Consider the following 19,485-nt stretch of genomic DNA (forward strand, 5'->3'; position numbering starts at 1 on the left):
TTTAAAGGCTAACTTTGAATTCTAAGGATTCTCCACTAGATAACATCATCATCACAAATGCCAAAGAAAACAATCTTAAAAATATTAATCTTAGCATTCCTAAAAACAAGCTTGTTGTGCTAACAGGGCTTAGTGGAAGCGGTAAAAGCACACTAGCCTTTGATACACTCTATGCAGAAGGGCAACGCAGATATATAGAATCGCTCTCAAGCTATGCAAGGCAGTTTTTAGATAAAATTGGCAAGCCTGATGTGGATAAAATTGAAGGGCTAACTCCAGCTATTGCCATTGATCAAAAAACAACAAGCAAAAACCCTCGCTCAACCGTTGGCACAATCACAGAAATTTACGATTATTTTCGCTTGCTTTTTGCTCGCATTGGTATGCAACATTGTCATTTATGCGGTAAGCTTATCTCACAAATGCACGCAAGTGATATTATTTCTGAAGTGTTAAAAATCAAAGAAGATTCTAAGATTCTAATCCTATCCCCCATTATCCGCGAAAAAAAGGGAAGCTTTCAAGAAAAGTTGGAATCCTTACGCCAAAAAGGCTATATTAGAGCGCAAATTAATGGCGTTTTAGTGCGATTAGATGAAGAAATCAATCTTGCAAAGACAAAAAAGCACACCATTAAAGTTGTAATTGATCGCGTTGTGGTTAAGGCTAATAATAAAGAAAGAATCGCTCAAGCCATTGAAAAAGCGCTCAAAGAATCCTATGGTGAAGTAGAAATTGAAATTTTAAATGACGATAAAGAAAAGCCCACACTTGTGCATTTTAGCGAACATTTAGCTTGCTTTGATTGTAAAGTTTCTTTCACTCCCTTAGAACCCCTTAGCTTTTCGTTTAACTCCCCAAAAGGTGCTTGCCCAAAATGCGATGGCTTAGGAATCCGCTACACCATTGATACCAAAAAAATTATTGATAAAAGCCTACCCCTAGCAGAAGGTGGAATCAAAATTTTTTATGGCTTCAATAAAAGCTACTATAACGAGCTTTTTCGCGCTTTCTGCCTTGCAAATTCTATCAATCCCAAAACAAGTTTTGAAGATTTAGAAGAATACCAACAAAAGTTAATTCTTTATGGAAATAGCGATGAAGTAGAATTTAGCTGGAAAAATACAAAGCTTAAACGCCCTTTTGCAGGCGTGATTGCTATTGCTTATGATATGTTTAAAGACAATAAAGACTTAGGCGATTATATGAGTGAAAAAACTTGTGAAGCCTGCAATGGACACCGCTTACTTCCACAAAGTCTAGCCGTTAAAGTCTCTAGTAAAAATATCGGAAATTTACTAGATTTGCCCATTGAAGAATGCTATGGATTTTTTGCAAACCCTAAAAACTTCGCACATTTAAACACACAAGAAAAAATGATTGCCGAGCCGATTTTAAAAGAGATTTGCGAGCGTTTATACTTCCTTTATGATGTGGGCTTAGGGTATTTAAGTCTAGGGCGTGATGCAAGAAGTATTAGCGGTGGGGAATCCCAGCGCATTAGAATCGCAAGTCAAATAGGTAGCGGACTTACAGGGGTAATGTATGTGTTAGATGAACCTAGCATTGGACTTCACGAAAGAGATACGCTAAAGCTCATTAAAACGCTAAGAAGCTTGCAACAAAAGGGTAACTCTGTAATTGTTGTAGAACACGATAAAGAAACCATTGAACACGCGGATTTTATCGTAGATATTGGACCCGGAGCTGGGAAGTTTGGCGGAGAAGTTGTTTTTAGTGGAAATCTCACACAACTTTTAAAGAGTAAAACCCAAACCGCACAATATTTAAATGGAGAAAAAAAGATTGAATACTTTATGCGCAGAAAGCAAGATTCTTGGATTGAAATTTGCAATGTCAATATTAATAATATCCATAATCTAAGCGTGCAACTTCCTTTGGGAAATTTTGTTTGTATCACAGGCGTTAGTGGAAGTGGCAAAAGCTCTTTAATCTTACAAACCTTGCTTCCAGTGGCACAAGAACTACTAAACAATAGCAAAAAGGTTAAAAAAGTTGATGGTGTGGAAATCATCGGCTTAGAAAAGCTTGATAAAGTGATTTATCTTGATCAAAGCCCAATAGGACGTACTCCGCGCTCAAACCCAGCAACTTACACAGGTGCAATGGACGAAATTAGAAATATTTTTGCACAAACCAAAGAAGCGCAAATTAGAAACTATGGAATCAGTCGCTTTAGCTTTAATGTTAAAGGTGGGCGTTGCGAAAAGTGTATGGGGGAAGGTGAGATAAAAATTGAAATGCACTTTTTGCCAGATATTTTAGTCAAATGTGATGCGTGTAATGGCACGCGCTATAACGCACAAACCCTAGAAGTTGTTTATAAGGGCAAAAATATCGCCGAAGTGCTTGCTTTAAGCGTTGATGAAGCTTGTGAGTTTTTTGCCAAGATTCCAAAAATTTACCAAAAGCTAAAAACTCTCCAAGATGTAGGGCTAGGCTATATCACACTAGGGCAAAATGCCATTACTCTAAGTGGCGGAGAAGCCCAAAGAATCAAGCTTGCCAAAGAATTAAGTCGCAAAGATACAGGCAAAACGCTCTATATCTTAGATGAGCCCACCACAGGCTTACATTTTGCTGATGTAGATAGACTTGTGCGCGTGTTGCACCATTTAACAGATTTAGGTAATAGCGTGATTGTGATTGAACACAATTTAGATATGATAAAAAATGCTGATTTTATCATAGATATTGGACCAGAAGGCGGAAATAATGGGGGCTTAGTGGTAGATAGTGGCACGCCAGAGAGAATTGCTAAAAGATACAAAAAAACAGGCAGCCACACAGGTAAATTTCTAGCAAAAGAATTAGGAATCCATTAAAAACAAATTCCTTTTTCTTAAGGGTATTCCTTTAAGAATTCTTCCCTTAACTTACCACCAATAACCAAGCTTCACAAATCCGCTATTATGAGCTGATGATTTATTTGAAAAATCACCATTATATATTACAGAAATATCCCAAGAATCACTAAGCGCATAGTTTAATCTTAAAGTTACATAATAATATGTGTTACCAAGCTCTGTTTTTGTGTTAAAAAGCTGGTTATTAACAATCACACCTTGTTCAAAATCATCTTTGAAGTTAAATCTAACTCCACCCCCTAAAATAGTGCTTAAATTTTCATTCCATTGCGCTTGCCAACTTGCACCTAATTTTCCCATAAAGAGATTAATATTATTATCTTGATAAATGTTGCATCGCATTGTAAAACCATCTACATTGACTCTATCATAACTAATTGCCAATTCCGGCGTTAATGTATGATTAGCCACATAAAAATTCGCCCCAAACCCAGCTTCAAACCCATAAGAGTTAGAATCTGATTCCACACTCTCCCCTAAGCTTGCAATATCACTAGAAGTCAATACACCCCTTAACATTCCCTTAGCAAAGTAATCATAATCTGTTGTGCCACCTAAAGTTTTATAATAATTAACTCCCACATAAAATGTCGTATCATCAATACCTAAATCCACAGCATTAACATCTGCCTTTTCTGCCCCTACAAAGAATCCCAAAACTCCAAAACATTCCCCAAACTCTTTTGCATTCCACTAATAATTCCATAAGTATCACCCTCTAGGTTATCTCCTGTTGCCAAATCCACACTTGTGCTTGTGTAATATGGCATAACAAAGGTATGAGAATCTTTTGCGTATGTTTGATCTAATACATTAGAATCTGCTACCAAAGAAGCATATTTTTCTAGCTTTGGAATATCAACTTCTGCGCGATGATTCATTCTATCGTGTGCATTAAAGTTTGTTAGAGTAACATTTACCGCAGTTCCTACAACATTCCCTATAAAAGCAGATCTTGTTACAGAATTATTAACAGCATTTTGCGTAGAAGCTGCCGCAGTTGAACGCGAAGAATCCACCTTAATTTTAAAGCCGTCTGCAACTTCACTTCTTCCTGCTGCCATAGCTTCATCTTTTGTAAGAGTAGCTTTTTCAATGATAAAAATATCATCAGTTGTTTTAAGATGTTCAAACTCCAACCCAGCAAATCCGCTTAAATCTTGAGAATTTAAGCCTTTAATCACAGCTAAATTGTCTATATTATACACCTTATTAAGTTCAAAATCTGCGCTTTTTGCAGGATCAATCATCACAGCATTATTTTCAAACTTCAATCCCACTTCCCCACCATTTGCAATTACGATTCTATTATCAAAATCCACTTGCGCACTATCATAACTTTTAGCATTGCCTAAATTAGTTAAATGCCATTCTTTAATATTGATATTTCCCTCTTTTGCATCTAAATGCGCAGCATTTCTAGCACCTGTGATTTACCCCTATTAATCACATTAATCATCGTATCCACCCCACTCTTAATTACAGAGCTTGAAGCACTAGAATCTATATGCAAGAGACCTGTTTGTTCATTTCTAAAGTCAAAGATATTCTTAGCCCCTGCTGCTTTTATTGTGCTAAAAAGATTTGTATCCTTTGCAGTGATATTTCCAGAGTTTATAAAAGAATTAGATTCCACAGCATTACTTGCATAATCTAAAGACGCGCTAGTTAAGCTAATACCAACTTCATCTAAAGTTACTTTTCCTGTATTTGTGAAGTTATGGATTGCCCCCTCATTGGCATTATCATTTTTATAGGTAAATTCTCCTGTATTAATAAAATGATAAATAATGCCACTATTATCAACTAACCCACCTTTCATTACAGACATTTTTCCTGCATTTATTAGCTCGCCCACAACAGAATTATATGTAACAACGCCGATTTTTCCCTGATGTGTTACAGATCAATCACGCCAAAATTTCTTAAAAAATCGTTGTTTGGGTCTGTAAGATTCCATACTCTCCTACATTAGCTATAAGCTCAAAATTCTCCGCTAGCACCACTTCCTTTGTCCAGCCGTTCCCATTAAGCAAACCCACAACGCTATTAGAATCTAAATTTCCAGTGATTTTTCCACCAAAGATAACTCTACCATTAATGCCCTTATTATCCGCCTTTTTACCCTGACTTCCAATAACAGCCCCAACATTAGAAACACTAGACTTTGAAAAATCTATACCCCCTAAAAAAGCAATATCCCCATCAATTAATCCACTATTATTAATAACATATTGATCATAAAGCGCAATGTTTAAGACTTTATCAAATACGATTCCATCCTTTAAAAGGGCTTCATTTAAAATCAAATTTCCACTAATATCACTCGTAACAATCTCTCCAAATACGATTCCACCCTTTAAAGTGCCTGTATTTTTTATAAACGCTTCACCACTTATTTCATTATTTGCTTTGCTATAAGCAACTTCACCTTGGAATCTAATGCCACCATTTAAAACAGAGTGATTGCTAATTAAATGCCCTCCTCTTTGTGGGATAGAGATATGCTTAACCACACCTTTAAATGTGATTCCACCATTAATTTCCCCCTCATTAATAATTCCTGTTCCACCACTATAAATTTCACCAACCTTAGCCCCATTAAAAACCATACCAGAAAGAATTTTGCCTTGATTTTTAATCCCCCAATTATATTCTGGACCAAATGGAACAGCAAAAACAAATAAATCATTTGCCAAAACTTGATTCACATTAGCTTGTTGGGCAATCACAATACCCACATTCATACCACCTGCTTCATTGAAGCTAAGATCTTTATCCAATGCACCAAGTGACTCTGTAATATCTGCATTAATCGTTGCAACACCGCTGTAAAAAGTAGAATCAAAAATAAGTTTTTTTAAAGAATCATTAAGATTAAAATTAACCATTGTAAATTTTTGATTTTTATCCCCAAATATTAGCTCTTCTAAACCCTCTGTATTATTAACTTCAACCAATCTAGTGTTATTAGCGCTATCTGTAAGAATTGTTAAGGTTTTGTTGTGATTATTCTGCGCCCCCGCCTTATCTTTTTCAATTGTTACATTCCCTTCTGCATTAATCACAGCATCGGTAATATCTACTTTAGAATCATCTGAAACATACACAGCATTTGCACTACTTGCCAATAAACTTGCGCACACTAAAGAAAGCGCGAAACCCTTTGTGAAACCTTTGTTTTCTTTCATTCTCTCTCCTTCAAATAGCAATACGCGAATTCTACTCAAAAAAAACGCAAGCCACTTAAAACTAAAAAATTATTAAAAATTTGGGAAGATTTGAAACACTTAAAGACTTGCTTGGCGGATTCCTTCATAAAGCACGATTCCAACACTTGTCGCAAGATTTAAACTTCTTGCGTTATTTTGCATAGGGATTGTGTAGCAATACTCTTGATTTGCGCTTAAAATCTCTTGAGATAATCCCGCGTCTTCTCGCCCAAAGTGGAGATATGCACCTGCTTGCATAGGGGCTTTATAATAAGGAATTTTCGTTTTTGTGGTTAGAAAAAAATGTGGCAAATTAGAATCAATAAAATAGGATTTAAAAAAGGATTCCGTATCAGCATATTCATAGACTTCTAAATGCTCCCAATAATCCATACCAGCGCGTTTTAACTCTTTTTGAGTAAGAGAAAAGCCAAGTGGATAGATAAGATGCAAAATTGTATTGCTAGCAAAGCATAATCTACCTATATTTCCTGTATTTTGTGGAATACGCGGCTGATGTAGAACAATATGGAATTGCATAATTATCCTTCTAGGTTTAATGGCGACTTGAAAGTAGAATCTTTTTTAACTTCTGTTGTTTTAAAATCTTTTGGATAATGTTTAGAGCCTTGCAAAAGGGCTTTTAACACAAGCGCGATTGCATAAGTATTGCGCTTGCAAAACTTTGAAAATTGATATTTTATAATGTTATGCTTAATTTCTGCTTCTTGTGTATTTTGTGTACTTTGCACGCTTTGCATAACTCCCCTTTATGCTTGCTTTAGCTGTTAGATTTCTTTTTTTGCTAATTCTATGCGCGCAGCTTTGCGCTTTTTAGCATTTTCATAGCGGCGTTTTTCTACGGGAGTTTTTGGCTCTAGTGGTGGGACTTTTGTAGGTTTGCCCGCGCTATCTACGCACACCATATTAAAATACGCGCTATTTGTGTGCATGACGGTGCGCTTTTGAATATCTTCAGCGATAACTTTGATTCCAACTTCCAAGGAACTATTGCCTGTATAATTGACAGAAGCAAGAAAGGTAACAAGCGAACCTACTTCAATAGGATATTTGAAATTTACGCTATCAACAGAAAGTGTAACGCAATAGTTTCCACAATAGCGTGCAGCACAAGCATATGCAACTTGATCTAAGAATTTTAAAATATCACCGCCATGAACGCGTCCTTTGAAGTTTGCAACTGCAGGCGTCATTAAGATAGACATTGTTAAAGACTTGGTATCAAAGACATTTTCTAAATCATTCATTTTAGATTCCTTTTTTGTGGATTTGGCGTTATCTTAGCATTTTTTTGTAGGATTTTTGCAAAAAGGGATAAAAATCTTTAACTTTTTATGCCATTGTTACGATTATGGGCTATAATGCGCAGAATTATTTTGCTAAGGTGATTTTATGCGTGTGGTAATAACTGGCGGTGGCACTGGGGGACATTTAAGTGTAGCTAGAGCATTTTTGCGCGCCTTTGTGGCTAAAGGCTGGGAATGTGCTTTTATTGGCTCTAGTGGCGGACAAGATAGAATGTATTTTGAAAAAGAATCAGATTTTAAGCAAAAGTGGTTTTTGCAAACGCACGGAGTTGTTAATCAACGCGGAATCGGACTTTTAAAATCACTTTGGAAACAAGCGTGCGCGCTAAAAGAAGCGTGTAGAATCCTAAAGGAGTTTCAAGCCGATTTTGTGCTATCTGTGGGAGGATACTCTGCTGCACCAGCAGCTTTTGGGGCGTGCTTGTTTAAAATACCTTTAATAATCCACGAACAAAACGCAGAGATTGGGCGATTAAATAGACTTTTAAAGCCCTTTGCTAAGGTGTTTTTTTCATCATATTTAGAAAACTCACCGATTAAATTTTATCCCATAAGTAGTGTATTTTTTGAAAAAGCTAGGGTTAGAAATAAGATTGAAAATGTGCTATTTATGGGAGGCTCACAAGGCGCAAAAGCGATTAATAACTTTGCTTTAAGTGTGATTGGCACACTAAAAAGACGCGGAATTAAAGTATTTTTACAAAGCGGAAAGGCAGATTTTACACGCGTTATAGAAGAATGCAAGAAAGAAAATCTAAGCATTGGAGTGCTTGGGGAGCTAGAATTAAAAAAGCTAGATTCTAAAATCAAAAAAGTCAATTTAGATTCCATAAATAGCGTTGATATTGTGGTGTTTGACTTTTATGATGATATGGCTAGCGTGTATGGGCTATGTGATTTTGTTGTGTGCAGAGCTGGGGCTAGCTCGCTGTGGGAATTATGCGCTAATGGCTTGCCAGCGCTTTTTGTGCCTTATCCCTATGCAGCGGGAAATCATCAATATTATAATGCGAAGTTTATTGAAGAAAAAGGGCTTGGATTTTTATGCTTAGAGAAAGATTTATTTAATGAAGTGCTATGGGAATGCTTGGAGCTTTTAGAAGATAAAATCACACAAATAAGTGAAAATCTACAAAAAGAATGTTCCCTAAATGCAACCAAGCAAATGTGTGAGATTATAGCAAGAAAGCTTTGTTAAAACTTTCTTATCTCTTAAACTATAAATCCAACAAACTATACACTTTAGTGCGCTCACGCATTGCCTCTGCGCCTTTTAAATCTTGGAGATTAATAATAAAACAAGATTCCACGCATTTTGCGCCTGCTTGCTTAATAAGATTTGCCGCGGCAAGTGCTGTGCCACCTGTGGCAATTAAATCATCAATTAATAAAACATTTGGAATCTCTTTTTGCGCGTTTTTAAAAGCGTCAATATGGATTTCAATCTAACTAAAGCCATACTCTAGTGTGTATTTTTCTGAAATTGTTGTGTAAGGAAGTTTTCCTTTTTTACGGATTGGCACAAAACCAATATTTAGCGCATATGCTAAAGCCGCCCCAAAGATAAAACCGCGACTTTCAATCCCTGCAATAAAATCTAAATCATAGCTTTCATAACGCTCTTTTAAATGGTTTATAGTAAGCGCAAATGCTTCTTTATTGTTGATGAGCGTAGTAATATCGCGAAAAACGATTCCGGGCTGTGGATAATCGTGGATTATGCGGATTGAGTCTAGCAAGAACTTCTTAATTTCTGGCTGTAACATTAGGATTCCTTTATTTAAATGGTGTAAGTGCTGGTATTTTACACTATTTGCCACACAAATACACTTAAAAATCCTAGAAACAAAAACGGCACAAAGGGAATCATTATCTCTTTATCCTTGCGTAAAATCCGTAATGCTAGGATAAAAACTAACGCGTAAAATGCGGAGAGAAAAATCGCTACCGCTCCATAAAATACGCCAAGCATGCAACCTATCGCGCCAAAAAGTAGCAAATCGCCCTCCCCTAGCGTTTCCTTACCTGCAAGATAGCTAACAAAAAGTCTTAAAAGTGTGGCAAAACCAATAAAACTTAAACAAACAATGCACACAAATAAAGGCTCATCAAAATACAAAATGCCAAAGGTTAAACCAAAAGCTAGAGTTAGGAAGTTTAGAGAATCTGGGATTGTTAGAAAATGTGTATCAATTACACTTAATACATAAAAAAGCAACACGAAAAAAAAGAGTGCTAGCGCGCTTGGTGTAGCAAGAAAATAAAAATAACAAAAAAATGCTAAAACCGCTCCAAAACACTCACTTAAAAAATAAAAAGTTGGAATCTTTTTTTGACAATGGCGACATTTCGCCCTTAAAATAAAAAAGCTAAAAAGCGGAATCTTATCGCGCCAAAGTAGCGGTGTGTTACACTCTATGCAAAAAGAGTTTGGGAGAAAAATGCTAAGATTGCGCGGGATTCTGTGGATTAAAACATTAGCAAACGCGCCAAAACTCGCCCCAAAAGCTAGGATAAAAAACCAAATTATTATTTCGCTTAACGCTTGCATTTTACGCTCTTTTTGCTAGAATTTTAGCCAAAAAAGGCAGGATATGCAAAAGCGCGTTGGAATCTTTGGTGGTTCATTTGATCCTCCACATAATGGGCATTTAGCAATTATTCAAAGCGCGATAAAACAACTTGCGCTAGATACGCTTTTTATTGTGCCTAGTTTTTTAAATCCTTTTAAAAATGCGTTTTATTTTACTCCAAATACGCGTTTAGCTTGGTTAGAACAAATAACAAAGAATATAGATAGCAAAAAATGCGCGCTTAGCGTGCTAGATTTTGAAGTGCGGCAAAATGCGCCAACGCCTACTTTTAAAACACTAAAACACATTTTAAATTCCTATGATTTTGGAACAAATGCGCGATATTTTTTGCTTTTAGGTGCGGATAATGTGGAATCCCTGCCAAAATGGGCGGAGTTTTCTTGGCTAGAAAAAAATGTAGAATTTGTTATAATTCCACGCAACAACTACACAATCCCTAAAAATTACGCAACTTTGGAGTTTAAAGAGATTGCAATTAGCGCAACAGAGCTTCGCAAAATGCTAGAGCTTAGGGAGTATGCGACATTAAAAAAATGGATTCCACAAGAGATTTTGGAATCTGTAATAAAGGAAGCAAATTGCAAGAAAGAAAAGCATTAGTGCAAGAAATTTGTCAAATCTTAGAAGATAAAAAAGCAGAAGATATAGAAGTTTTTAATCTCATTGGAACAGATTATTTTGTAGATTTTGTAGTGATTACAACTGCTCTTATTGATCGCCACGCATTAGCGCTTTTAGACGCGCTTAAAAAACCGCTTAAAGAAAAAGGTGAAAGTTTTTATCATATTGATGATGAAAATCCAGATTGGATTGTGGCAGATTTAGGCGATATTATCGTGCATATTTTTACAGAAAATCAACGCAAGAAATTTAACTTAGAAGAATTTTTACAAAAACTTCTTAAAGAAAAGGAAAGTGTTAATGTATAACACGCTTAGCCTAGAAGAACAAAGAGTGATTTTACACAAAGGCACAGAAGCCCCTTTTAGTGGCAAGTATGAAAACCACTTTGAAAAAGGTATATATGCTTGTAAGCAATGCAATGCACCATTATACACTTCAGAGAGCAAATTCCATAGTGGTTGTGGGTGGCCCAGCTTTGATGCATGCATTCAAGGCGCAATAAAAGAACAACCAGACGCTGATGGCAGGCGCACAGAGATTGTGTGTGCCAAATGCGACGGACACTTGGGGCATATCTTTTTAGGTGAAGGTTTTACAGAAAAAAACACGCGCCATTGTGTCAATTCCATCTCACTAAATTTCATTAAAAAACAAGTCTAAAATAAAATAATTTCATACAAAGGAGAATCCTATCGATCCGCTACTTATAATCATTTGCGTTTTAGCTATGGCTGTTGTCTCTGGAATTATTTTAAATCGCTTAAAAATTCCTGCAATAATCGGATACATTGTAACAGGAACACTAACAACTTATATTTTTGGATTCCGCTTAGAAGATTCTGTGGATTTAAATGAAGCTGCCGAACTTGGAATTGTATTTTTAATGTTTATGATTGGGCTTGATTTTAGCTTTAAGAAAATCACACAAATGAAGCAAGAAGTTTTGCTCTTTGGTGGCTTGCAAATTGGAATCTCTATCGGAGCATTTTTTGCAATTTGCTATTTTTTATTACGCTTTGATTTTAACACTTCTATTATCATTGCAAGCGCTGTGAGTTTATCATCAACTGCGATTGTATTAAAGCATTTAAATGAAACCAATGAAACTAGAACGCCTTATGGTGCAGCTTCTGTTGGGATTTTAGTCTTTCAAGATATTGCTGTAATTCCTATTTTACTTATTATTAAACTCTTAAGCGATACGAGTTTAAGTATGGGAGAGATGCTTTTAAGCACAGGAATATCAGCCGTGGCTGTGCTTTTACTTTTAATCTTGCCCGGACGCTTTTTGGCTAGAATCGCACTGCGTTCAAGTGCTAAAATGAAAACAGATGAAATTTTTGTAGGAACTGTGTTTTTAATCGTTTTAGGCTCTGCGTATTTAAGCAAGCATTTTGGATTCTCACTTTCTCTTGGGGCATTTTTGGCAGGAATGATTGTATCTAACTCGCCTTTTAAATATCAAGTGGCAAGCGTTTTAGTGTATTTTAGAGATTTATTACTTGGAGTATTTTTCATCACTATTGGAATGCAAGTTGATGTGGTTTTTGCGGCAAAATATTTCATTGTCGTATTAATCTTATGTGCATTAATGATTTTAGTAAAAACTCTAATTATGTTTGCTTTTCTAAGTTTATTTAGAGGGGCAAGAATTGGTATGCGCATCGCACTTTCTCTCTCGCAGATTGGGGAATTTTCCTTTGCGATTTTCTTGCTTGCAAGCCAACATAAAATTTTAAATTTAAAACTTGATGGCGGAATCTTAAGTTGGATTTTTGGACAAGAATTTTTAGCAAAACTCACACCACACGATATTTATCAATTCCTAACACTAATGGTAATTTTCTCAATGGTTGCCACACCTTTTATCTTAGAGCGACTAGATACTTGCACAGACTTTATGCTGCGCTTACTTAGAATTCCAACGCAAACACACCTTAGCAATGAAACCTATAAAATGCAGCAAGAAGAAACTTCAAATAATATCGTTGTGTGTGGTTATGGGCTTTTAGGAAAGAAAGTTGTGAAATTCCTTGCAGGTTGCAATATCAACACACTAGTTGTAGAATCTAATTATGATCGCGTAAGAGACGCCCAAAAAGAAGGGATTAACATTGTCTATGGAAACATTACAGATAAGATGATTTTTAAAGAAATTGAAGTGCAAAACTCTACAGCGGTAATTTTATGCGTGGAATCCACAAATGCAATTTCTCAAGCTTGCCACCATATTATGGATATTTCACACCACACTAGAATTATCGTCCAAACTGATGATGATAGTTTAGAAGAAATGTTAAAAGGAATGGGGCTTTATGGAGTAATCAATAATTATCAAGAAAGTGCTGTGATTCTCTCAAACCTTGCCTTAAAAGCCATAGAAGAGCAAAAAGAAGTAATAGGCGAAGAAAAGGAAGAAGAACCAACCTCTTAAAAGCTAATTAAAAAACATTTTATTAAACATTATTGCAAGCACAATAGCATACATTATAAGCAAAGTTGCTTTGTGCTTTTTAGCGTCAATTTTTGAGAGCAAAAAGATTCCAATCCTTACGCCAATTAGCGATGCAATCCCAACGATAATCCCCCCTTTAAAGCTTGCATAGCCGTGTAATGCTAAAGAAGTAAAGCCAGAAACCGATGAAAAAATCACAAAAAATAAAGAAAGTGGAATAATCTGCTTACTACTATACCCCAAATAATACGCCAAGAGTGGTGCTAGCATCATACCCCCACCAATACCAAGCGAAATCGCAAACACACCCACAAAGCACCCACAAAGCACCAAAAACACCTTAGAAGCTATACCCTCTCCTATGCGCTTTTCACCCCCATAAGCACTTGCCCCAAAAAGCTTCACAAAAGAATACATAATAAAAATACTAAAAACAACTTCTAGCGTTTTTGAACTCACATAATCAATCACAAACCCGCTAAATGCCGCCCCTATAAGCCCGCCAATCCCTACATAGATTCCATCTCTTGCATCTAATAGCTTACGCTTATAATTTACATAAGAGCCATAAACTGATGAAAAAATCATCTGCATAATAGAAATTCCAATAGCGATTTTGATATCGTGCCCTAACATCATCACAAGCGGAACTAAAATCGCTCCACCACCAATTCCAAAAAACCCTGCCAAAATCCCAGTTAAGATTCCAATGCCAAAAAGTGCAAGACTATAAAATGGTTCAAAAATCAAAAATTCCATAATTTTACTTTTCATTCTAAAGAATATTAAAAAAGCAATTCTACCAAAACAAGCGATAAATAATTCAAAAAGTGTTAGAATTAAAAAATTTCACACAATAGAAAGAAACCAATGGAAAAATCAACAAAAGAAGAAATTAAAATTACAAACTTTGTAAAAGTTGCAGGTTGAGCAGGCAAAGTAGGTCTGGAAGATCTCTCACATATTGCCAAATCTCTATGCAACACTCCAAATCCTGACATTTTAGTAGATTTTAAAGGTAGCGAAGATGCTGGAATTTACCGCTTAAGCCCTACACTTGCTTTGGTGCAAACTGCAGACTTTATTACTCCTGTGGTTAATGATCCTTTTATCTATGGGCAAATCGCTGCTGCTAATGCACTAAGTGATGTTTATGCAATGGGCGGTATTGTCAAATGCGCTCTTAATTTAATGATGTGGGATATGTGCAGAATCCCAGAAGACTATGCGCGCGCAATTTTAGAGGGGGGACTATCTAAGATTAAAGAAGCTGGAGGCGCTCTTATTGGAGGACACACAATAGCTGATAGCGAACAAAAATATGGCTTAAGTGTAAGTGGAATCATTAATCCGCAAAAAATTTGGCGCAATAATGGCGCAAAAGTTAATGATGTGCTAATCCTTACAAAACCCATTGGAATGGGAGTTTTAACAACTGCGCTAAAAGCAAACTTGCTAGATTCCAACACACAAGAAAAAATCTCTAAGATTATGGCAGAACTTAATCGCTATGCTTGCGAGATTGCAAGCGCATTTGAAATCCACGCCTGCACAGACATTACAGGTTTTGGGCTTTTAGGGCATTTAAGCGAAATGCTAAATCCAAGCATTAATATCCGTTTAAATAGCAATGCAATTCCAATTGTAAAAGAAGCGATTCCATTTGCGCGTGATGGAATTATTCCAGGCGGAAGTTGTGGAAACCAAAGAGCAACAGAACATTTGTGCAAATTTAATCTTGACAAAAATGCAAAATACAAAGATTTAGAAATTTTACTCTATGATGCGCAAACTTCTGGCGGACTTGTGTTTGCCCTAGATAAAGCCAAAGCAAAAGATCTCTGCAAAGCTTTACAAGATAAGGGCATAGAAGCTGCAGAAATCATTGGAGAAGTTGAACCTTATAATCCAAACTGCCCCATTAGAATTTTTGTGGAGTAATCACAAGGGAAGTAATCCCCCCTCCCCTACCACCACCAAGCAAACTTCACAAACACACTATGAGAGTTTGCTTTGCTTGAGAGTGTAGAGATTCCATTATAGTTTAATGAGAGATTAGCATTTTCTAAGAAATCATAAGATAATCCCATTTGCACAAATGCATACCATCTTGCAACATCAATTTCACTTGTAAGGATATTTCTATCTAGCTTTAATCTTCCTTCTGCATCTTTATAAACATTGTATAAACCACCTACACTAAAAGATGTTCTTAAACGATTACTATAAGGGGATTCTATTTTTATAGAAGCAACTGTATCTATAAAGTTAAAATATTGTGCCTTATAATGTTCATTTGTTCCACCTAAGTGTTGTAATGTAAAGTCTTTAGAATGCATTCCTAAATAATTAAATCCTATCTCTGGAGTTACTCTTAAATAGTTATGCAACATATAATGGCTTAATCCAACTCTTGCATTTACTCCATATCCATAAATCTTTGCAGTAGAATCTACTTTTGTAACACCATCTGTATAAGTTTTGCTAACATCTGCATTAGTGTAATCAAGATTTGTTGTAAGACTCACAAAATATTGTGTTAAACCTTTTCTATAAAAAATATCATAATAAGATAATCCCCCAAAGTAAGATTTATTATCAAACTCTAATCTTTGGTTAGAAACATCTTGATCTGCACTTTCAAATCCGCCATAAACACCTAAGATTCCATAATCATTTGGAAGTAGTCTTTGTGTTCCTATTAGCATTCCTGCAGAATTAGATTTTAGTTTTCCACTGCCCCCTTCCATATCTGCACTAAAGTATTGATAATAAGGAATTACAAAGGAATGGTTTTTAGATTCTAAGTTATTATGGTTAATATAGAGTTTTTCAAACTCTGATAAAACATCTGCATCTGTTGGTGCTTCTCCTTCTTTAGAGAGTTCCATATCTTCTATGGCATTAAAGTTTGTTGCAAAGTTCTGTGTGGTGGTAGCTCTTAAAAGATTTGAAACGCTCATATTTCTAAGTCTTGAAGAATACACAACAGATTGTGCTAAGGTTTTACCACTTAATTCTGCACGATTAATTTTTGCTCTATATCCCCCATTATTGTTTGCACTCTCAAAGGTATAAATTCCAGAGATAGAATGGATATTATTAGCATCAATTCCTTGATTAGTATTAATTTGCTCTCCTACTGCATTTCCATCTTTATCTGCAAAGAAAGTATTAGAATCATAGATTTTATCTATATCTAAATCTTCAGTGTTAATATAGACTTTCTCTAAAGAGATTCCAGCAATATTATCTCCACCTACAAGTAAAGAGCCATCTTTTCTTTCATCATTAGTTGTAAATTCGGGTGCTTTAAAATACCAATCTTTAATAGAGAGTTTAGCATTTACTCCATTGTTTTCTAATTGCACACCATTATTGTTTTTACCAATGATTCCATTTGCAAGATTACTTACTGCTCTTGTTATACCATTATCAAGGTTATTAGCAAGAGTCATAGTTCCACTATTAGTAATACCTTGAGAAATATTTCCAGTATTAGTAAGAGTTAATTCACCAGAGTTAGTGATATTTTCAGTAATTGTTCCAGAGTTAGTTAGAGTTAAATTACTATTAGCATTATTAGTAACTCCCTTAGAAATATCTCCAGTATTAGTTAGAGTTAATTCCCCAGAGTTAGTGATACTTCCTGTGATGTCTTTGTGGTTATCTAAGGTAAGATTTGCATTGGTATTGTTAGTAATATCTCCTGTAATGTTCTTTTGATTAACTAAAGTGAGATTTGCATTAGTGTTGTTAGTAATACCATTAGTGATAGTTCCACTATTAGCTAGAGTTAGTTTTCCAGTTCCATTATTAGTAATACCATTTTTAATGTTTCCAGAGTTTATTAAAGTGGTATCTTTTTTACTCTCACTTTCAAATCCATTTTCTAATGTCCCAGAGTTTGCTAATTGTGCAAGCTCTCCTTTGTTTGTGAGTTTATCATTAATAGTTCCTTCATTAATTAGAGCATCAAGTTTAGCAGTATTGGCAAGTTCTACTTCTTTAATAGTTCCTTCATTACTTAAAGCTTTTAGAATAGAATCTACTTTAATAGTTCCATTAAAGTTTCCTTTATTAGAGATTCCACCTACTTCCCCTTTTATATCTAGTGTTCCATTAAAGGTAGAACCCTCTTCATAAGAAATATATCCTACTTCTCCACCTTTATCTACTGTAAGACTACCTGAAAATGTTCCTTTATTAACAACTCCGCCTAAACTTGCATTGTTTTCTACTTTGATTGCGTCATTAAAGGTTGAATTTTTTTCATTAATAAAAGCTCCTGCTACTTTACCACCATCTTTAATAGTAAGATTTCCTTTAGCGTTATTGCTATAAGTAATATTACCTGTGATGTTTCCACCATTATTAACATCTATTTTAGAAAGATTTCCAGAATTTGTAATATTACCTTCTAAGCTTGCTTTATCAATTGTGATACCATTTGTGATTGTGCCTTCATTAGTAATATTACCTACTTTAGAATTATTAGTAATACTTACTTCTTTAATGGTTGCATTTTTAGCATTGCTTAGAGCAGTTAGGATTCCACTATTTAGTCTAATAGCTTCTTGAATTGTTCCAGAGTTAGAGATTGCTCCAACCTTAGCATTAGAGCTTATATTAATTTCTTTAGAGATTGTTCCACTATTAGTAATATCGCCTATTGTTCCATTGTTTTCTAATTTAATAGCTTCTTGAATTGTTCCTTTGTTATCAATGCTTGTTAGTGTAGCATTATTTACAGAAATGTTTTTTGCAATGATTGCACCAACAGCATTAGAGATTGTTCCAACCTTAGCATTAGAGTTTATACTAATATCTTTAGAGATTGTTCCGCCATTGTTGTTAATGGCTTGAACACTCGCACCATTACTAAGATTTAAATCTCCATTGAAATCTTTAGAATTGTTAATTGTATTAACACTAATGTTATTAAGATTTAAATCACTATTAAATGTTCCTTCATTAGAGATTGTTCCAACATTGCCTTTTAAATCAAGATTGGCACTAAAAGTTGAGTTTGCTCCTTTGTTTTGAATACCACCTAGGCTAGAGCCTTTATCTAGTGTAATTGTATTTGTAGCTTCATAATTTGCACCATTTTCATTGATGATAGAACCACCAACACTTCCACCATTGTTAATAGTAATGTTTCCTGTTTTTGCATTGGTTCCGCTGTTTTTAATGTCGCCACCTACGCTACCGCCATTGATGGAGATTTTACTAATTGTGCCGGAGTTTTGGATATTACCGCCTACATTTCCACCATTAACGGCAATACCCTCTTTGATTTCGCCATTATTGCGATTATCAATATTTCCTGTAACATTACCATTTGCACTTATTTCTATACCTTTTCCAATTGTTGTGCCAGTGTTATTGCTACCCACACTTCCATTATTAATATTTCCATTAACTTTCCCATCAACTTCAATTTTTCCATTAATTTTTCCCCCATATCTATTCCAAATATCCCCAGTTATGTTAGCAGTATCTTTAACAAGAATATTTCCGTTGATATTTGAATTCCAATTTAAAACAGCGGTGTTATTAGTCCCATTTAATTTTCCTCCTATTTCAATATTTCCAACTATTGTTCCCCTGCCTGATGTGCTATGATTTACAATCGCTCCATTTAAAGTGGCTTTTTCTCCAACTTTTATATCACCTTGAATTGTCCCGTGATTTCTCATAACGGCTTGAAATTTATAATTACCCCCCGGAGTTCCACCCGTTACAACACCCTCTTTTATATCAATAGAGCCACCAATTGTTCCTTCATTAAATATGGCATAATCGTTATTTCTGCCAACAATAGAAGCACCTTTATCTACTACAATTCCCCCCATACTTGCGTGCGATTGATTAAAAACTTTACCATTTTTTAGCTCTCCCTCAATTACAACATTACCCAAAATTTTACCACTATTTGCATTATTGTTTCTGTTTAACTCATTAAGAATATCACCCGTTACAGAACCACCCTGATTAATAGTGATATTTTGACTAATTGTTCCCTTATTTGTAATTCCACCCTGTGTTACAGAACCATTGATGATAATATTGTCTTTGGTTACTCCAGTGGTATTTGTAACTCCAGTGCTAGCGCCATCAACAACAATATCATCTGCATTGACATTTGTAAGTAAGGTTGTTAAAACTAATGAACCATAAAAGAATGAAGAAGTAAGTCGTTTTAGTGGCTGATAACTAGGATTTGCCCCCCCCCCCCGCTGGGTTAATTGAACATTGTTTTGCATTTATTTCTCCCTTATTTGTAAAAATAAAAATGTGTAATTATACTTCTTTGCATAAGAAAAATAAATAAAACATTTTTAATTTACTTTTTTTTATTACTTTTTATGCCACTTTTTA

17 protein-coding genes and 1 pseudogene are annotated in these 19,485 nt (G+C 35.2%); 7 read left to right on the plus strand and 11 right to left on the minus strand.

Annotation, left to right across the window (positions count from 1 at the left end; genetic code table 11):
• The first annotated feature begins 14 nt into the window (after positions 1-14).
• Positions 15-2,846: an excinuclease ABC subunit UvrA gene (gene uvrA, locus IP358_RS05800; RefSeq protein WP_006802645.1), complete on the plus strand. Its 2,832-nt coding sequence runs from the start codon at positions 15-17 to the stop codon at positions 2,844-2,846.
• A gap of 51 nt (positions 2,847-2,897) precedes the next feature.
• Here uvrA and IP358_RS05805 read toward each other — a convergent pair whose 3' ends face one another.
• The 7 genes from IP358_RS05805 to IP358_RS05835 all read right to left on the minus strand — a co-directional run bounded on the left by IP358_RS05805 (position 2,898) and on the right by IP358_RS05835 (position 7,368).
• Positions 2,898-3,545, minus strand: coding sequence for an autotransporter outer membrane beta-barrel domain-containing protein (locus tag IP358_RS05805; protein WP_006802646.1), 648 nt, complete (start codon positions 3,543-3,545; stop codon positions 2,898-2,900).
• Positions 3,530-4,210 carry a hypothetical protein gene (locus tag IP358_RS05810; RefSeq protein ID WP_006802647.1) on the minus strand — a complete coding sequence of 227 codons (681 nt, stop codon included), beginning with the start codon at positions 4,208-4,210 and terminating at the stop codon, positions 3,530-3,532. The genes IP358_RS05805 and IP358_RS05810 overlap by 16 nt, the downstream gene beginning before the upstream one ends.
• Before the next feature lie 80 nt (positions 4,211-4,290).
• A complete protein-coding gene (locus IP358_RS05815) occupies positions 4,291-4,719 on the minus strand; it encodes a hypothetical protein (RefSeq protein WP_006802648.1) in 429 nt (142 codons plus the stop codon).
• 94 nt (positions 4,720-4,813) lie between these two features.
• The gene (locus tag IP358_RS05820) at positions 4,814-6,079 is read right to left on the minus strand and encodes a hypothetical protein (RefSeq protein WP_040498536.1); all 1,266 of its coding nucleotides are present in this window, start codon (positions 6,077-6,079) and stop codon (positions 4,814-4,816) included.
• A gap of 99 nt (positions 6,080-6,178) precedes the next feature.
• Positions 6,179-6,640, minus strand: a complete 462-nt coding sequence (locus IP358_RS05825) for a tRNA (cytidine(34)-2'-O)-methyltransferase (protein ID WP_006802650.1) — start codon at positions 6,638-6,640, stop codon at positions 6,179-6,181.
• Positions 6,641-6,642: 2 nt separating this feature from the next.
• Positions 6,643-6,861 carry a hypothetical protein gene (locus IP358_RS05830; protein WP_006802651.1) on the minus strand — a complete coding sequence of 73 codons (219 nt, stop codon included), beginning with the start codon at positions 6,859-6,861 and terminating at the stop codon, positions 6,643-6,645.
• Between the two features lie 27 nt (positions 6,862-6,888).
• Entirely contained in the window at positions 6,889-7,368 is a 480-nt protein-coding gene (locus tag IP358_RS05835) for an acyl-CoA thioesterase (protein ID WP_006802652.1), read from the minus strand.
• Between the two features lie 145 nt (positions 7,369-7,513).
• On the opposite strand from IP358_RS05835, the gene IP358_RS05840 reads away from it, so the two are divergent.
• Complete coding sequence (locus tag IP358_RS05840) at positions 7,514-8,626, plus strand: UDP-N-acetylglucosamine--N-acetylmuramyl-(pentapeptide) pyrophosphoryl-undecaprenol N-acetylglucosamine transferase (protein WP_006802653.1); 1,113 nt, start codon at positions 7,514-7,516, stop codon at positions 8,624-8,626.
• A gap of 19 nt (positions 8,627-8,645) precedes the next feature.
• Here the strand turns inward: IP358_RS05840 and IP358_RS05845 are convergent.
• A pseudogene (locus tag IP358_RS05845) lies at positions 8,646-9,200 on the minus strand (adenine phosphoribosyltransferase).
• 32 nt (positions 9,201-9,232) lie between these two features.
• The gene (locus tag IP358_RS05850; RefSeq protein ID WP_006802655.1) at positions 9,233-9,979 is read right to left on the minus strand and encodes a prepilin peptidase; all 747 of its coding nucleotides are present in this window, start codon (positions 9,977-9,979) and stop codon (positions 9,233-9,235) included.
• A 43-nt stretch (positions 9,980-10,022) separates the two neighbouring features.
• Here IP358_RS05850 and nadD point away from each other — a divergent pair, with 43 nt between their 5' ends.
• The 4 genes from nadD (at position 10,023) to IP358_RS05870 (ending at position 13,080) form a co-directional block, all read left to right on the plus strand.
• Positions 10,023-10,622, plus strand: a complete 600-nt coding sequence (nadD, locus tag IP358_RS05855; RefSeq protein WP_006802656.1) for a nicotinate (nicotinamide) nucleotide adenylyltransferase — start codon at positions 10,023-10,025, stop codon at positions 10,620-10,622.
• Positions 10,601-10,951, plus strand: coding sequence for a ribosome silencing factor (rsfS, locus tag IP358_RS05860; protein WP_040498538.1), 351 nt, complete (start codon positions 10,601-10,603; stop codon positions 10,949-10,951). The genes nadD and rsfS overlap by 22 nt, the downstream gene beginning before the upstream one ends.
• On the plus strand, positions 10,944-11,306 hold the full coding sequence (locus IP358_RS05865; protein WP_006802657.1) for a methionine-R-sulfoxide reductase: 363 nt from the start codon (positions 10,944-10,946) through the stop codon (positions 11,304-11,306). Before rsfS ends, IP358_RS05865 begins: the two co-directional genes overlap by 8 nt.
• A 67-nt stretch (positions 11,307-11,373) precedes the next feature.
• Positions 11,374-13,080, plus strand: coding sequence for an NAD-binding protein (locus tag IP358_RS05870; RefSeq protein WP_006802658.1), 1,707 nt, complete (start codon positions 11,374-11,376; stop codon positions 13,078-13,080).
• A gap of 3 nt (positions 13,081-13,083) precedes the next feature.
• Here the strand turns inward: IP358_RS05870 and IP358_RS05875 are convergent, their stop codons facing one another.
• A complete protein-coding gene (locus IP358_RS05875; RefSeq protein WP_040498540.1) occupies positions 13,084-13,860 on the minus strand; it encodes a sulfite exporter TauE/SafE family protein in 777 nt (258 codons plus the stop codon).
• Between the two features lie 204 nt (positions 13,861-14,064).
• Between IP358_RS05875 and selD the strand changes: the two genes are divergently transcribed.
• Complete coding sequence (gene selD / locus IP358_RS05880; RefSeq protein WP_248613403.1) at positions 14,065-15,042, plus strand: selenide, water dikinase SelD; 978 nt, start codon at positions 14,065-14,067, stop codon at positions 15,040-15,042.
• Between the two features lie 26 nt (positions 15,043-15,068).
• On the opposite strand, the gene IP358_RS05885 is transcribed toward selD, so the two are convergent.
• The gene (locus tag IP358_RS05885) at positions 15,069-19,370 is read right to left on the minus strand and encodes a hypothetical protein (protein ID WP_370525613.1); all 4,302 of its coding nucleotides are present in this window, start codon (positions 19,368-19,370) and stop codon (positions 15,069-15,071) included.
• Positions 19,371-19,485 lie beyond the last annotated feature (115 nt).

Origin of the sequence: Helicobacter winghamensis ATCC BAA-430 (genome assembly GCF_028751035.1) — a bacterium.
GTDB lineage: Bacteria > Campylobacterota > Campylobacteria > Campylobacterales > Helicobacteraceae > Helicobacter_D > Helicobacter_D winghamensis.

What these genes read in the sequence shown, in the direction of transcription:
- IP358_RS05815 (WP_006802648.1), bottom strand. Translation starts at nt 4,719, where the DNA reads ATGTCTGTAATGAAAGGTGGGTTAGTTGATAATAGTGGCATTATTTAT.
- IP358_RS05820 (WP_040498536.1), bottom strand. Translation starts at nt 6,079, where the DNA reads ATGAAAGAAAACAAAGGTTTCACAAAGGGTTTCGCGCTTTCTTTAGTG.
- IP358_RS05825 (WP_006802650.1), bottom strand. Translation starts at nt 6,640, where the DNA reads ATGCAATTCCATATTGTTCTACATCAGCCGCGTATTCCACAAAATACA.
- IP358_RS05830 (WP_006802651.1), bottom strand. Translation starts at nt 6,861, where the DNA reads ATGCAAAGCGTGCAAAGTACACAAAATACACAAGAAGCAGAAATTAAG.
- IP358_RS05835 (WP_006802652.1), bottom strand. Translation starts at nt 7,368, where the DNA reads ATGAATGATTTAGAAAATGTCTTTGATACCAAGTCTTTAACAATGTCT.
- IP358_RS05840 (WP_006802653.1), top strand. Translation starts at nt 7,514, where the DNA reads ATGCGTGTGGTAATAACTGGCGGTGGCACTGGGGGACATTTAAGTGTA.
- IP358_RS05850 (WP_006802655.1), bottom strand. Translation starts at nt 9,979, where the DNA reads ATGCAAGCGTTAAGCGAAATAATAATTTGGTTTTTTATCCTAGCTTTT.
- nadD (WP_006802656.1), top strand. Translation starts at nt 10,023, where the DNA reads ATGCAAAAGCGCGTTGGAATCTTTGGTGGTTCATTTGATCCTCCACAT.
- IP358_RS05865 (WP_006802657.1), top strand. Translation starts at nt 10,944, where the DNA reads ATGTATAACACGCTTAGCCTAGAAGAACAAAGAGTGATTTTACACAAA.
- IP358_RS05870 (WP_006802658.1), top strand. Translation starts at nt 11,374, where the DNA reads ATGGCTGTTGTCTCTGGAATTATTTTAAATCGCTTAAAAATTCCTGCA.
- IP358_RS05875 (WP_040498540.1), bottom strand. Translation starts at nt 13,860, where the DNA reads ATGGAATTTTTGATTTTTGAACCATTTTATAGTCTTGCACTTTTTGGC.
- IP358_RS05885 (WP_370525613.1), bottom strand. Translation starts at nt 19,370, where the DNA reads ATGCAAAACAATGTTCAATTAACCCAGCGGGGGGGGGGGGCAAATCCT.